General features: G+C 46.5%; 11 protein-coding genes. 7 read left to right on the top strand and 4 right to left on the bottom strand.

Annotated features, from left to right (window positions below):
- Nucleotides 1-149 precede the first annotated feature (149 nt).
- From MCG46_RS18440 to MCG46_RS18425, 4 genes are all read right to left on the bottom strand, one after another.
- Nucleotides 150-620, bottom strand: a complete 471-nt coding sequence (locus tag MCG46_RS18440) for a hypothetical protein (protein WP_240281277.1) — start codon at nucleotides 618-620, stop codon at nucleotides 150-152.
- On the bottom strand, nucleotides 617-1,486 hold the full coding sequence (locus MCG46_RS18435; RefSeq protein WP_240281276.1) for an AraC family transcriptional regulator: 870 nt from the start codon (nucleotides 1,484-1,486) through the stop codon (nucleotides 617-619). Before MCG46_RS18435 ends, MCG46_RS18440 begins: the two co-directional genes overlap by 4 nt.
- A gap of 83 nt (nucleotides 1,487-1,569) precedes the next feature.
- On the bottom strand, nucleotides 1,570-2,283 hold the full coding sequence (locus MCG46_RS18430) for a DUF5131 family protein (RefSeq protein WP_240281275.1): 714 nt from the start codon (nucleotides 2,281-2,283) through the stop codon (nucleotides 1,570-1,572).
- 305 nt (nucleotides 2,284-2,588) lie between these two features.
- On the bottom strand, nucleotides 2,589-4,961 hold the full coding sequence (locus MCG46_RS18425) for an FMN-binding protein (RefSeq protein WP_240281274.1): 2,373 nt from the start codon (nucleotides 4,959-4,961) through the stop codon (nucleotides 2,589-2,591).
- 274 nt (nucleotides 4,962-5,235) lie between these two features.
- On the opposite strand from MCG46_RS18425, the gene mscL reads away from it, so the two are divergent.
- The 7 genes from mscL to MCG46_RS18390 all read left to right on the top strand — a co-directional run bounded on the left by mscL (nucleotide 5,236) and on the right by MCG46_RS18390 (nucleotide 13,951).
- Nucleotides 5,236-5,682: a large conductance mechanosensitive channel protein MscL gene (gene mscL, locus MCG46_RS18420; protein ID WP_240281273.1), complete on the top strand. Its 447-nt coding sequence runs from the start codon at nucleotides 5,236-5,238 to the stop codon at nucleotides 5,680-5,682.
- A gap of 200 nt (nucleotides 5,683-5,882) precedes the next feature.
- Nucleotides 5,883-6,638 carry a hypothetical protein gene (locus MCG46_RS18415; RefSeq protein ID WP_240281272.1) on the top strand — a complete coding sequence of 252 codons (756 nt, stop codon included), beginning with the start codon at nucleotides 5,883-5,885 and terminating at the stop codon, nucleotides 6,636-6,638.
- Between the two features lie 171 nt (nucleotides 6,639-6,809).
- Nucleotides 6,810-8,279 (top strand): alpha-amylase, encoded by a 1,470-nt coding sequence (locus MCG46_RS18410; RefSeq protein ID WP_240281271.1) that lies wholly within the window; start codon nucleotides 6,810-6,812, stop codon nucleotides 8,277-8,279.
- Between the two features lie 142 nt (nucleotides 8,280-8,421).
- A complete protein-coding gene (locus tag MCG46_RS18405) occupies nucleotides 8,422-9,495 on the top strand; it encodes a DUF4261 domain-containing protein (RefSeq protein WP_240281270.1) in 1,074 nt (357 codons plus the stop codon).
- A gap of 522 nt (nucleotides 9,496-10,017) precedes the next feature.
- Entirely contained in the window at nucleotides 10,018-12,003 is a 1,986-nt protein-coding gene (locus tag MCG46_RS18400) for a BglG family transcription antiterminator (RefSeq protein ID WP_240281269.1), read from the top strand.
- 341 nt (nucleotides 12,004-12,344) lie between these two features.
- On the top strand, nucleotides 12,345-13,139 hold the full coding sequence (locus MCG46_RS18395) for a PTS mannose/fructose/sorbose/N-acetylgalactosamine transporter subunit IIC (protein ID WP_240281268.1): 795 nt from the start codon (nucleotides 12,345-12,347) through the stop codon (nucleotides 13,137-13,139).
- Complete coding sequence (locus tag MCG46_RS18390) at nucleotides 13,139-13,951, top strand: PTS system mannose/fructose/sorbose family transporter subunit IID (protein WP_240281267.1); 813 nt, start codon at nucleotides 13,139-13,141, stop codon at nucleotides 13,949-13,951. Before MCG46_RS18395 ends, MCG46_RS18390 begins: the two co-directional genes overlap by 1 nt.
- The last annotated feature ends 57 nt before the right edge of the window (nucleotides 13,952-14,008 follow it).

Raw genomic sequence — 14,008 nt, 5'->3', positions numbered from 1 at the left:
GTTGAAATATTTTACATTTTGATGGGATTGAAGCCATAAAAAAAGCATTCCCTAATTAAATAGGGAACGCTGATTTTGGATTGCGCCAGTGCAGTTTTTAGAACTATAGATTAAGTATCAACTACTTTTAAGACCGCTGTCTTCTCGGGTTACTGATGAGCTTGGCTTTCGTGATCGAGAAATTCCAACAGATAAGGTGTAGAAAGCTCATTAACACTTAGGAAAAAGGCCATGTACCGACATTTCTGAAATTGTTCTCCATCCAGGGTGAACGTATATCCCATTTGACAACGCGGATTGCAGTCAGTGGGATCGATCAGCCGCTTACAGACGGAAGCTTTGCGAATTTTTTTTTTCATTTTTTCCGGAAGGGTATTTAAAAAGGATTCATATTGGTCTAAGCTCTCCGGATACAAACGCAGTTTGACGCCGGTCTTGCGGCAGACAAAGTTGGCAGCCGTTTTGCGGGCAGAGTTGATATAACTCACAGTATACCCGCTTTTCGCTTCTTTGATTTCAGCCTGACAGCCTTGCTTTAAAAAGGCTTCATGCAGCGCCTGAACGCAAGTTTGTTCATCGGGTTTTAAGCTCTGCTTAAAATTTTCAAATTCAGCACTCATTGCGCATCACTTGATTTTGCCCGTACCACTGGAATCCAGACTTCGAAACGTGCTTTGGATGGGTCAGGTTCCAGATAAACCTCGATATCCGGACCATTGTCATATTCATACCCGGAAGTCGGCAGCCATTCGGTAACGATCCGGCGCTCCAACTCCTGAATAGCCTGCGGACAAGCGCCTTCGCCGGAAAAAATTGCCCAGGTATAAGCCGGAACAGTGTATTCTTCCAACGGAGCTTCCGCAGGAAGGCTGGTTGCCACAGAGATGAAGTATTTCCATTGCTCATTGTCAAAACAGGCGCTGACACCTAAAATTCCCATGATCGAGGTGTTCATCATCGATGCCAACTTGGGGATGAATCCTTCCTGAGCCGCTTTGCCCCACAGCTGAGGAACGACAGAAAAGTTTTCCTCCGTGTTGTTTTTCATTGGGGCGGATAAGCCCACGATTCGAAATGCTTCTTTCTTTTCAATCCGATAATTCATTTCTTCCACTCCTTTAACAGTGATCCGAAAACTGATTGGAGGAAAAGTTTTGACAACGCTGCCCGCTTTGCGGACTGCCGAAGGGGCGATCCCATGCACGCTTTGAAAGGCACGGTTAAACGCTGTCGGTGAGTTGTATCCATATTTCAGCGCCAAATCAATAATTTTGATTTCACTTTGCTGCAGCTCAACGGCGGCAATTGACATCCGCCGCCGGCGCATATATTCCGATAGCGGGATTCCTGCGATATAAGTGAACATGCGCTGATAGTGATAACTGGAACAACAGGCAATTTGAGCAAGGTCATCGATCTCGATCGCTTCGGTGAGATGTTCCTCGATGTAATTCAGCGAAGCATTGAGCCGTTCAATCCATTCCATAGTCTTCAGATCCTTTCTGTAATTTTATTGTACTCAAAGCCGGTGTAAATTTCCTCGCATTTCCCGGCCAGAAAAAGCGAGTTTCAAAGATTGATGTCTGCTTTGCGGGCTTGCCGGCAGAGTTCCTTGTAGGGCAGGGTATAACACTTTCCGTCTTTGATGAAGTGGGTACCGCACTGCCGAAATTCAAAGTGTGTGTTCTGACGCTGGCATTGATCGTGCAGATCAAGAATCCAGGCATAATCCAAGGGTCGGGCGCAGCGGTCAGATTCGCCGCCGGCTACGACTAACTCAATCTCCCCGCTTTTCAGCCAGTCTTCCAGCTGAATCGCTTCCAGCATGGGCTGACAGATAATATTCTTGTGGACAATGGGCAGCGTGGAAAATAGGGTTAATCTTTCATCTGCCCGCTGTTGATTTTCCACCGTACACCCAATGGTGACATTGGGATATCCATTCCCCCAATCCTCGGGAAGTCCGATAGTGAAGCGTTCAATGCGCTTGGTCAGAAACAGAAAGTGAAGATCAGGCCGCTGACGGATGATCTGCCAGGCTTCAGGACGCCAGGGATCGGCATCTTCAACAAAGAAATCTGAAGAAAAGCAGACATAAACGATCTGGCCGCTTTTCATCTTCCAGTCACCGTTGGCCTTTTTTTCCAAAGGGGCATCAAAACGCTCACTGCGCATGATCATATCCGTATCGACACCGCGCCGGGCATCGCCTTTATGGATGTAACAATAGCGGCAGCCTTCACTTTTCCGATGACAGCCACGCCAGGGATTCCAAAATGCCATAGTCTTTCTCCTTGTTCATCTTCACTGTCTTGCAGACAGCGGCTGATTTCATTATGCGAGATTGAGAAAGGAAAGTAAACCGGGAAATTCAGGAGAACGAGAAAAAAGACCGGAAAACGATTGGCAACCTAGAAAAGGGAAGGTACAATCCTTCTTTGGTCTTAGCCTGGAATAGAACTAAGGTATTTGACGTGACGATTGAAGAAATTTTTACTGTAGAAACAGATGAGAGCTAAAATAAAAGGTCTGTACTTAAAAAGGACAGACCTGAATCGTTTATAGACAGTAAACAGTGGAGGCGGAGTTTATTCGCCTAAGCTGTTCACGGCACTGGCGCCTGCCAGACGTCCGGAAGTATAAGCCCAGCCCTGAGCTGCGCCGCCATAGGTGACGTATTCACGCTGTTCAGAGAACAGAACACCCAGTGAATCGGTACCTACCGCGTACAGACCGTTAATCGGTGTCGCATTGTCAGAACCTAAGACCTGCATATCCGTGTTGACATCCAGACCGCCGACTGTGGAGTAAATGTAAGAAGCACCTACGAAAGCATAGTACGGGCCTTCTTCATTGATCTTCATTGTTAAGAAGTCAGCCGCTTTGCCGAATTCTTCGTCGCTGCCAGCCTCAACAGCGGCGTTGTAGCGGTCGATATTGTCCTGTAAAACGGCTGGATCGATGCTCAGCTGCTTGGCCAGATCTTCTAATGTATCACCCTTATAGGCAATGCCTTTTTCAACACACAGATTGATCAGTTCATCGACCGGCAGCGGTTTGCCTGCGTCGATGCCGCCCTGGCAGGTCAGATCGTCGCCGAAGCTGACAGGCAGACCGTTCTTCTCAACTTCACGGAAGAAGTCGTCTGACCAGATCGTGTAATAACGCGGGCCAGATTTCCAGGTCTGGAAGGTTCCAGCTTCGTTGGAGAACCGTTCACCCTTCATGTTGACCTGCAGCGCGTAAGCCGCACTAGCCAAAGCGTTCGGGAAGTCGTTCAGAGAATTTCTGCGCGGCAGCTGTGTCCAGAAGCCCAGGTCGTTTTCATCGCCAACCACTTCAACTGGATATTCGTGCAATGTAATCGGTGCACCCTGTAAGTGAACCATCGGCGGCATTCCAATATTGTAGGTGCCGGCGCCCAGATCCAAGGCGGATCCGATCATTGTTCCGTCGTTCTGCTGCATGCCGTACATCAGCCAGCTGCCTTTTAACGGATAATATTCGTTTGACAGGTATTTTTCCTGCAGGGCGGCATTGTTGGAGAACCCGCCGGTGCCGATGATGACTTTCTTGGCATTGATCGTGTACTGCTTGCCGTCATAGCCTTCTGCTTTCACACCCGTTACGGCATTGGAAGCTTGATCATAGATCAATTCTTTGGCTTCGACTTCCAGCATGTAGCGGCCGCCGACTTTTTCATAGTCTGCGATCATGCTGTCAAACATTTCGCCGGTTTCCTTTTTCCAGTTGCCGTATCCCTGACCGGTATACTGGAATTTGACGTACCAGATATCCTCGTCGGTGAAACCGCGCTGCGGACCGCCGTATTGGTAGCCTTCTCCCTCCGGGGAACCCTTGCCGTAATCAAAGCCGTGGCTGATCAGCCAGTCGACAGTTGGGCCGGATTCCTCAAAGAACAGATCCAACAGATCCTGCTTCGCATCCCCTTTGGTGAAATTGTTCCAGTCTTCCTTCATCGCCTCGGCGTCGACATAATCCTTGCCGCCATGGTAAGTCTTGTCATATTCCGGAGCATTAATGCCCATTGTATCGGCGGTAATGCAGGAAGTGCCGCCATATTTGCCGGCCTTGTCAATCGCCAGAACGCTGACTTTGGAGGCATCATTGCCGTTAGCGGCATACTGTGTTTCCGCAGCGCTCATCGCTGCGGCTGTACCGGAACCGCCCATACCGACAACTAAGACGTCAACATCAATGGTTTCCTGTTCTGTGGATTTAGCTGGTGTTTTATAAAAGTTTTTAATGGCTGCCGCTTCTGATCCACCCTCTGCTAAAGCCTGGGCAACGGCTTTTTCCGTAGCCTGCTTGATGCCGGTGCTGGAGCCGGTGCAGCCTGTAATCGAATCGACAGTGACGGACTGGTTTTCCAGAATCCGCGGAATCAGCTTTTCTTTTGCGGCTTCTAAGAATGGATAGGTATCGCCGTTGTCGAGAACTTCAATTTTCTCAATTTTGTCTTCGCTGACAGTCACCGCAACTTCCATTTCTTTAAGTAAGGAGAACCCACTGGCTGTGACGTTGTACGTTCCAGCTTTCATTTTGGCGGCTGGGATTTCCGCTGAGGTTCCATTGTACTCATCAATCGCTTCCTGAACCGCGGTTTTGATTGCGGTTGAGGTGACTGTTGCCCCTGCAACACCGTCGATATCGGCATTTCCTGCCTCCAAAATCTTGGCTGGCAATTCGTTCAATGCCTGCCCGCCGATCGTCGGCGTTTCTTTGTCGCCGACAGCGTCTACGCCTGCCAGCTTGCCGTCTTTGTCAAAGTTTACTGTGACGGTTACATCACCGCCGAAACCTTGAACTGTTTTTGTGATCGTCGCTTCGCCTTTTGAACTACCGTTTCCCTGAGTCGGTTCGTTCTTGGTGCTGCAGGCTGTAGTTGTCATCATCAGTCCTGCAAGCAGAAGCGCCATCAGCTTTTTACTGCTTTTCATGTTCATTTCCTCCCTTTCCTGATCTGCAGTCATCTCAAGCTCCGCAGATCCTGTCTGTATTTTATCATGATAAAGAATTATCAAGGATTAAGTGAAGATTAATTTTTCGATAAATTAGTTATAATATTGAACTATCAATAAATATGAATCATATTGAATGATGATGCATGGAAATCAGATCGGCAGCCAATCTGATTCTGAAAGCGAAAGGAAGGAATTGCTTTTCCGCAGCAGGTTCTCTATAATGAAACGCACAGGATAGGAGTGAAAAATCATGCTCAAAGAGTTTAAGAAATTCGCATTAAAAGGAAATATGATTGACTTGGCAGTCGGCGTTATTATCGGCGGCGGCTTCAATACGTTAGTGACTTCCATGGTTAATGATATCATCATGCCGGTGATCAGTTTGTTTACCGGACGGCTGGATTTTACCAATATGTTTGTCGCACTGGATGGTCAGCATTATACGACGCTGGCGGAAGCTCAGGCGCATACATCTACGATTGCCTACGGCAGTTTTATTACCGGTCTGATTAATTTCCTGTTAACGGCGTTTGTCATCTTTCTGGTCATTCGCTGGATGAATAAGCTGCGTGCTAAAGAAGAACCAACCCCGCAGCCGAAAACGACGAAGGTGTGTCCATACTGCAAAACGGAAATTGATCTGCACGCCACCCGCTGTCCGCATTGCACCTCGAAGCTGGAGGAAGCTGAAGCATAAAATTTACAGATCGTTAAACTCTCTCGATGGGGAGAGTTTTTTTGTTTTTGAAGCACTTTTGAATCCCTATCTTTGATATACTAAAGTCAGTCAAAAATATTTAAATGAGTACAAGTGCGTTTGATCAGTATTTAAAGGACGCGCACGATTGCAACTTAAATTCAGTACAGGAAAAGTGTGATTAAAAAGGGGGAATGATGATGAAGAAAGGGAAGAAAATCAAAGTGCTGCTTCTGATCTTTGTCCTGCTGATCCCAGTTTTAATGAAAGCGGCAGAGCGGCGGATACTCTGGAACACCCGTTCTTTCAGCGCGTATATCAGCAATTATTATCAAACGCCGATCGTCGTTGAAAAGTTTAAAGTCCGGCATTTCTTTGAACGATATACGGATGTGGAATATGTTGCCTATACATCTCAATATCCTGAAAATAAGTGGATCGATTCCATACAGATCGACTGGCAGGATAAGAGTCTATATCAACCAAGAGAGTATTTAAAGGATCATTTGCTGAATCCGGCAGCTTGTGTCCAGCAGGCTGAATTATTGACCGAAAAAGTTCGGCCGGAAATTCAGAGCATATTTAGTGATTACGTGCTCAAGCTGTATGTCCAGCCGATTTATTGTGATCACTTCGAGGACCTGTTCCAGGATACAAAATTTGAGTGCTGTATGAAAATTTATGTTGCCTTAGAAAATGCTCATTTTTTCTCTGATGAATCCTTTGCTTCTGAAATGAAGCAATTTAAGGAATGGATCGAATGGGGGAAGGAAACCAACAATCGCCAGAAAATCATAGTGGACTATGTAATCTATAGTGTGGACGATCTGGACAGGATACAGAACGATTATTTCCTGATGCTGAAAACGTATGAGAATACTGCTTATAAAGCGTTTTATGATAAAGCGGATTTGGGTTTTATTGATTTTGAAGTGAGCCGTGTATTGAAGCCGTAAAAAGAAAAAAGCGAAATCAAGGCAGTGAACGAATCCCTTTCTGATCCCTCGTTTCAGCAATCGCAAGTAAAAAAGAAACGCTAAAGGCTTTCTTACGATTCTATGAACTGTGAATCTGACGCAGTGATTTATGATAAAGTAAGCTTATTCTACGAAAGAAGGCGGACGGTATTGAAAAATAAAACACTGCTGCAGGCGTTTGAGTGGTATCTGCCGGAGGATCAGCAGCATTGGAAGCGCTGTGCGGCGATGGCGAAAAGCTGGACGGAACTGGGCTTTACCGGGGTCTGGCTGCCGCCGGCTTATAAAGGAACCGGTGGGAAGAGTGATGTCGGGTATGGCGTGTATGATACCTATGATCTGGGTGAATTTGATCAGAAAGGCACTATCGCTACAAAATATGGAACAAAGACGGAATATCTGGAAGCCATGAAGGCTTTGCATCAGGCGGGAATGGAAGTCTATGCCGATATTGTGCTCAATCATCGAATGGGAGCGGACAGTCAGGAGGAAGTGCTGGCAGTACAGGATGCGGTGGACAACCGGACGCAGACGATTGCTGACCCGCGTCCGATTCAAGCCTGGACCAAGTTTACGTTTCCTGGCCGTAAAGGGAAGTATTCCGACTTCACCTGGAACTGGAGTCATTTTGACGGAACCGATTGGGATAGCGATTGGAAATACAGCGGGATTTTCCGTTTTGTCGGAAAACAATGGGATCAGGAAACGGATGGTGAAAACGGCAATTACGACTACCTGATGGGTGCTGATCTGGATCTATCCAATCCAGAAGTGATTGCCGAACTGGATCGCTGGGGACGTTGGTATTATGATACGGTCAAGATGGATGGCTTTCGTTTGGATGCCGTGAAGCACATGGATTTTACATTCTATACACATTGGCTTGAGGAGCTGCGTCGTTACAGCGGCCGTTCGTTAATGGCGGTAGGCGAATACTGGAGCTGGGAGCTGGATAAGCTGCGGCACTATCTTGATGTCTGCGGACATTGCATGCGGTTGTTCGATGTTCCTTTGCACTATCAGTTTGTTCGGGCAGCGACCAGCAATGCTCAGTTCGATATGCGGGAAATTCTGAATTCGACGCTGGTTCAGTCCGAGCCGGAGTCCGCGGTTACGTTTGTGGATAATCATGACACCCAGCCTTCCCAAGCTCTGGCATCCTGGGTTCCGCCCTGGTTTAAGCCGTTGGCGTATGCGCTGATTTTGCTTCGCAAGGAAGGGGTTCCCTGTGTTTTCTATGGCGATTTAGTCGGAATTCCGCATGATCGCATTACCCCGGTGATGGGTTTAAAGCGCATGATCCAGGCCCGCAAAGATTATGCCTATGGACAGCAGCGGGATTATTTTGATGATCCCAACATCATTGGCTGGACCCTTTCTGGGGAAGCGGATCATCCCCATTCCGGCATGGCCGTGATCATGAGCGATGCCCCCGGCGGGACAAAGTGGATGGAAGTCGGAAAGGCGCTGGCCGGCAGTACCCTGCGGGACATGTTGATGAATCAGACGGATACCGTTGTACTGGATGAAAATGGCGGCGGTTGTTTTCCGGTCGGCGGCGGCAGCGTGAGCGTATGGGTGTTGGACGAAGCTTACGACGCCCTGACGCTGAAATTATAAACAACGAAGAAGCAAAAAGGTTTGGATATAAAATCAGAATTCAGGATCAGAAGCTGAGAAATCCGCTTGGTGAAACCGGGCGGTCATGATATTCTAAAAACAGAAAGATGCCTGGATCAGCCAGGCGCAGGAGGAAGTCTGAATGAATCAAGCAGAAGCTGCACGCGCAGCCATGGCCGAATGGCTGGCCGATGAACACGAGCTGGGAAAGCTGCCCACACAGATCGAGCTGACCGATGAATTTGATCTGCACGATCTTCACTATTACGTTTTCCGTTATCAGCCGGAATCCGGAAATACCGATTGGCTGCTGGGCGTTGCGGGTGGTTATGAAAAGGATGAGCTGGAGCATTGCGGACATGTATTCAGTGAAATGGAAGTCTATAACCCGGAAACGGCAGTGGATCAGGCAATTCAGCTGGTTGAACAGGTTCGCGCCTACTATATGAAGGAAGCCGAGGAACAGACCGAAGGCAACGGACCGTTTGCGGGTTTTGTCCTGTTAAGCGAAGCGGCCTGGGATCCGCAAAAGCTGGCGGCAGATCTGCGCAGGGATTGGCAGATTGAGGCTGCGGAGTTACCGAAGGACAGCAGCGAGCCGTTGGTTTTTGAAGTGGAAGGCATGACGGCGGCGATCAGTTTAATGCCGGCTCCGATTCCAGATCAGGAAGCAGAACGCAATGCTGAAACGAATTATCTGTGGCCGCAGGCCGTGGAAATGACGAAGCAGCATCAGGCACATCTGTTAGTCGCGGTTTTAGGTCAGGAACAGACCGCCATTGAAAAGGCCTCCTTGTTTACAAAGCTGTGCGCCAGCTGCTGCCGACAGGTCGCGGCGCTGGGGGTCTACACATCCGGAACCGTTTTTCAGCCGGAAATGTATTTGGAAGTGGCCATGATGATGAACGATGACGAACTGCCATTATTGGATTGGGTTTACTTTGGTCTGTACCGTAGTGAAAAAGGCATGTGTGCCTATACCTATGGCATGCGGATGTTTGGAAAACTTGAAATGGAAGTGCTGGACAGTGCTGCTTCACCACAGGAGCTGCGTGATTTCCTCTATGCGATCGCTGGATATGTGCTGGATCAGGATGTAACGCTTAATGATGGCGAAACGATTGGCTTCAGCGCTGAAGAAAAACTGCCGATCACCTGTGCTGAAGGCCGTTCTTTGGATCAGAAGATGCTGCAAATCGGCTATCAGCCGGCTTGATTGATAGGCTTATTCCAGATTTCTTACTCTAGGTACATTGTTGTAAGCTTAATATCAAAGTTAAACTCTAAAAAATAAAGATATGATCAAGGAACAAGAAGGAAAAAATCAGAAACGTTTATCTGTAGGTTTTTGCTTAATAAAACCGAATGATAAGCGTTTTTTTTCTGGGAACACAGAACAGGAATTTGAGCAATTGTTGATTGGAGGATGACGAGTTTTAAATAAGATACTAAGCATGAAAATCTGTAAGAAAAGGGGCAGCAATATGATTCACTAAATCCCTTTAATCCCTTGAAAGGACAATCTCATTCAGCATATTAGGATCAAGAAAACTTGAAAATGTAATATTTTTTCGACAAAAATAATTTATTAGTCTAATTCAAAAAACAGTTATTTATAGATGTTTGAAAGAATAAAATGTTTATTTTGTTGGAAAATTGAAATCGATAGCATAAAGGAAAGTCCGCTTTTTGGCAGTTCTGTGATATAAATAAAGAAATGAAGTAAGGGGGAAGAAGAATGATTGTGGAAGATGAGCGGACTTTTCGATTATTTCAATTATTAAGTACAAATCCGGACCAGGTTAAGACAGCGCGCGAGCTCTCTGAACAGCTGAATGTCAGCGTACGGACTGTGAAGAATGATATGCCAAAAGTCAAAGAGATTGCAGAAAAATCTGGGGTTCGGATTATCAGCAAAAAACGTGAGGGATACTGGGCTGAGATCGTTAATGCAGAGCAGTTCCGTCCTGTTGAATGGCAGATGCACGTTTATTTCAATGAGGTGAACGCACTGGATGAAAACAAGAAACGTGCATATGAAATCACGCGAATCCTGATTTCTCAGCAAGGATATATGACTGTGGATGACATTGCGGATCTGCTTCATCTTTCCCGCAGTTCTATCAAAACAGCTCTGAAGGAAATGCGCGGAATTCTTAGGGAATTTCAGTTGGAATTACTGAGCTGCCCAGGAAAAGGACTGAAGGTGAGCGGATCAGAGCTCAATCTTCGCTTCTGTATACTTGAGTTATTTGCCAATCATCACGTCACGGCCTTCTCCGTGAGCACTTACAAACCTTATTGTGACTATTTTACAGTGGGAGAGATGGAGCTGGGAAGCGTACGCCGGCTGTTGATTGAGAGCCTTCACCGACATCAGATCCATATTCTGGATAATAACATTCATCGAATTTCCCGGTTTGTCTTTGTTTTGCTTAATCGCAAAAAGAAAGGGCATACCGTGGAAATTGACAATAAAGCAGCACAGGATCTGAAATCGATGAAAGAATACGGACTGGCTTGTGACTTCGCCGCGGAACTGCGGAAGCGCCGGCCGGATGTCTGTTTGCAGGAAAGCGATATTTTGAGCCTGGAACTGTTGATCCTCATGTGGAATGATCTCAGTGATGATGATCCTATTGATCAGGATTATCCGCTGTTTGCAGCTCCGTGTGAAGGTTTGGCTGCTGCGATATTGAATGCCGTACGGCAGGAATGGGGATTGGAATTCCCAGATCGTTCACGAGCACTGAGAATTTTGAAGGCTTGTCTGATTCCGCATTATGTACAAATTCATTTTAATTTTATTGGCTACAATTTAATGATTGGTCAGATCGTGGAAAACAATTATGGCAGCAGTTCGCCTTTGAGTGTAGCTTTGGCGATGAGTGCAGCGCAGGTGATTGAAGACCATTCCCAGCATCCGGTCAGTGAATTCTTCCTGCTGGATATGGCTGTACGGTTCTTTGTTATCCTGAATTTAATCGATTATGAATACCGTCCGCGCAGAATTTTACTATGTTCCTCTGCTGGCTATCAGTCTACTGCTGTACTTCGTAGGAAGCTGCTGCATAAATTCGGTCCAGATGCTTTTGCACGAATGGATTGCGCGGAATTCTATGAAGTACGACAAATCGATCAAAGCCAATATGATGCGGTGATTCTGAATAATTCTGTTCTCCGCTTTCCTTATCCGATTCCTCATGTCTGTGTTGATTTGACGCCGAGCGAAAAACAACTGGATCAGATTGAATCTGAGATCATTCTTGATGGGTATCCGCTGAATGCTTTGCTGAAGGAAATAAAATTCAAACCAGATTTTGTCTTTGATGAGTTCCATTATCTCAATCGACGGGACTTTATCAAAGTTCTCAGCTATCGCTGGGCACGGAATCCCCATCAGACAGAGAACCTGCGCCAATCATTGATGCATTACAGCGACAGCTGCATCTATAATGAAACGGCTGTGTTGATTCTCAGCCAGAAATACACGGGGACAGCGGTGTTTGAAATTTACCGTCTGGAGCGTAAAGGAATGTGGCTCAGCAAGGAGATCAAGACAATCCTGTTTCTGGCTGTTGACTTTCATCATCATCCGCAGCGGGCCCGTTTCATCGAACAGCTGACCTATGGCTTAGTCAGCGATCAGAACCAGCTGGAATCTTTGATCCGGACGGAGAATTTGAATGATTTGGCAGGCGTTGTCAAAGCGGTGTTAAAATAGGTTAATTTTGTGCACGATTTAATGTAAAAAAGAGGAAAATGCTTTAATTTCAGGTAAAAAAGTTCCATTGTAAACTTTAAATACCAGATTATACTGAACTTATAAGTGAAGGCCATCATTTATGAAGGTTTCCGAAATAGGTCAGAAATGCTGAACAAAGGAGGTTAATCAAGCCGAGACAGACATCCGGGATCATTGAAAGCCGGAAGATACAGGGACTGTCGAAAAATAAAGACCTTTCGGATGGATCTTCATCCGTCAGAAAACGAACGCGATAAACCGATCAACTGGTAAGACAGAGGTCGGCCAACACCTTGAATCAAAGATAGGAGGACATAAAAATGATTCAGAATGCGTTGATCGTAGTTCTTGCTTATTTCCTCGTAGAGGGGATTGATATTTTATTTGGCTGGAAGACTTTCCAGCGGCCAATTGTGGCAGCGACCGTTACCGGGATCGTGTTGGGAGATGTACGGACCGGAGTGATCATGGGGGCCTCTCTGGAAGGTATCTTTATGGGAATCTCGCAGATTGGCGGTTCAGTTCCTTCCGACGCGAGTTCGGCTTCCGTCATCGCCGTGGCGATGACGGTGCTTGCCGGAACCGGTGTTGAAACAGGATTAGCTTTGGCGATGCCCATTGGGACAGTAATGTCAACGATCAAAGAAATGTATAAACCGGTACAGGCTTCGCTGGCTCCCTATTGGGAACGGCTTGCACATTCAGGGAATATCAGTCGATTCCGGCTGCAAGTTCTGCTTTGTGGCTTGATTTTTGACCGGCTTCCGCAGTATTTGATTCTGTTCTTCTCAATTGCCTTTGGTGTAGAAAGCTTGCAGACCATGATTGCCGCTTTGCCGATTTGGGCCATGAATGGACTGAGTGCCGCTTCCGGCATGATGACAGGGATTGGTTTTGCAATCCTGACTTCGATGATCTGGGACAAAGAGGTCGGTGGATTTTTCTTCGTCGGATTTGTAATGGCAAAATATCTCAATCTAGGTACTTTGCCAATAGCCATAATTATGACCGTGGTTGCCATCATGCATTTCTTTAATGATAAAAAGCTTGTAGATCTGAAAAAACTGGTGAGCAATGAACCAGGAAAAGAAAAAACAGGGGAGGACTTTTTCTGATGAAATTCAATTATAGTCTTCAGGAGAAAAAAACGCTGCGTTCGATGTTTATGTATTCCGGTCTGGCTTCCGCAGCCTTCAATGTCGTGAAGATGCAGGGCAACTGCTTCTGCTGCACGATGTCCGCTGCGATTGATGAACTATATACAGATCCTGAAGAACGCAGCAAAGCCCTTGTCCGACATGACAGTTTCTTCAATACCCATGCCGTTATGCTTGCTTTCATCGCCGGTCTGACTTATGCGCTGGAACGGGAAAAAACGACGAAGGGCAATGTTGATGATGATACGATAGAAAGTATTAAAGTTTCCTTGATGGGACCCACGGCAGGGATTGGAGATTCAATCTTCTTCAATTGTGTGAGGGTCATCGCAGCGGGGATTGCGATCGGATTCTGTTCTCAAGGCAATATTCTCGGAACCTTGCTGTTTATTCTTATTTACGGAGGTTCGCAGTTGTTGTCAAAGTGGTTTTTGCTACGGATTGGATACTCGATGGGAACACGTTTTATTGATGAGGTATTTACATCCGGATTGATGGAACCGCTAACCAAGGCAGCGTCGATTCTTGGGCTTAGCATGGTCGGAGCGATGGTGGCGACGATGGTGAACGTCAAATTAGCTTGGACAATTAACATAGGAGAAACGTCGGTCGTGCTGTTGGATATTGTAAATTCAATTATGCCGGGAATTCTGTCGATCATCCTTGTGTTCGGCTTGGTGGCTCTGATTAAAAAGGGTGTCCGGCCTGTAACTATGGTCATCGGCATTCTGGCTGCCAGCCTGGTACTGGCTGCTTTAGGAATCTTCTAAACGAAAGGCAGCGTCAGCTGCTTTTCGTTCGGCTTATTTTTGAGAAAAATTTGAAAA

Origin of the sequence: Holdemania massiliensis (assembly GCF_022440805.1) — a bacterium.
In the GTDB taxonomy this organism is placed as follows: domain Bacteria; phylum Bacillota_I; class Bacilli_A; order Erysipelotrichales; family Erysipelotrichaceae; genus Holdemania; species Holdemania massiliensis_A.
Note: the sequence above shows the minus strand (reverse complement) of the source record. Positions and strands in the feature narration are given on the sequence as shown.

What these genes read in the sequence shown, in the direction of transcription:
- MCG46_RS18405 (WP_240281270.1), top strand. Translation starts at nt 8,422, where the DNA reads ATGAATCAAGCAGAAGCTGCACGCGCAGCCATGGCCGAATGGCTGGCC.
- MCG46_RS18400 (WP_240281269.1), top strand. Translation starts at nt 10,018, where the DNA reads ATGATTGTGGAAGATGAGCGGACTTTTCGATTATTTCAATTATTAAGT.
- MCG46_RS18440 (WP_240281277.1), bottom strand. Translation starts at nt 620, where the DNA reads ATGAGTGCTGAATTTGAAAATTTTAAGCAGAGCTTAAAACCCGATGAA.
- mscL (WP_240281273.1), top strand. Translation starts at nt 5,236, where the DNA reads ATGCTCAAAGAGTTTAAGAAATTCGCATTAAAAGGAAATATGATTGAC.
- MCG46_RS18435 (WP_240281276.1), bottom strand. Translation starts at nt 1,486, where the DNA reads ATGGAATGGATTGAACGGCTCAATGCTTCGCTGAATTACATCGAGGAA.
- MCG46_RS18425 (WP_240281274.1), bottom strand. Translation starts at nt 4,961, where the DNA reads ATGAAAAGCAGTAAAAAGCTGATGGCGCTTCTGCTTGCAGGACTGATG.
- MCG46_RS18390 (WP_240281267.1), top strand. Translation starts at nt 13,139, where the DNA reads ATGAAATTCAATTATAGTCTTCAGGAGAAAAAAACGCTGCGTTCGATG.
- MCG46_RS18415 (WP_240281272.1), top strand. Translation starts at nt 5,883, where the DNA reads ATGAAGAAAGGGAAGAAAATCAAAGTGCTGCTTCTGATCTTTGTCCTG.
- MCG46_RS18395 (WP_240281268.1), top strand. Translation starts at nt 12,345, where the DNA reads ATGATTCAGAATGCGTTGATCGTAGTTCTTGCTTATTTCCTCGTAGAG.
- MCG46_RS18430 (WP_240281275.1), bottom strand. Translation starts at nt 2,283, where the DNA reads ATGGCATTTTGGAATCCCTGGCGTGGCTGTCATCGGAAAAGTGAAGGC.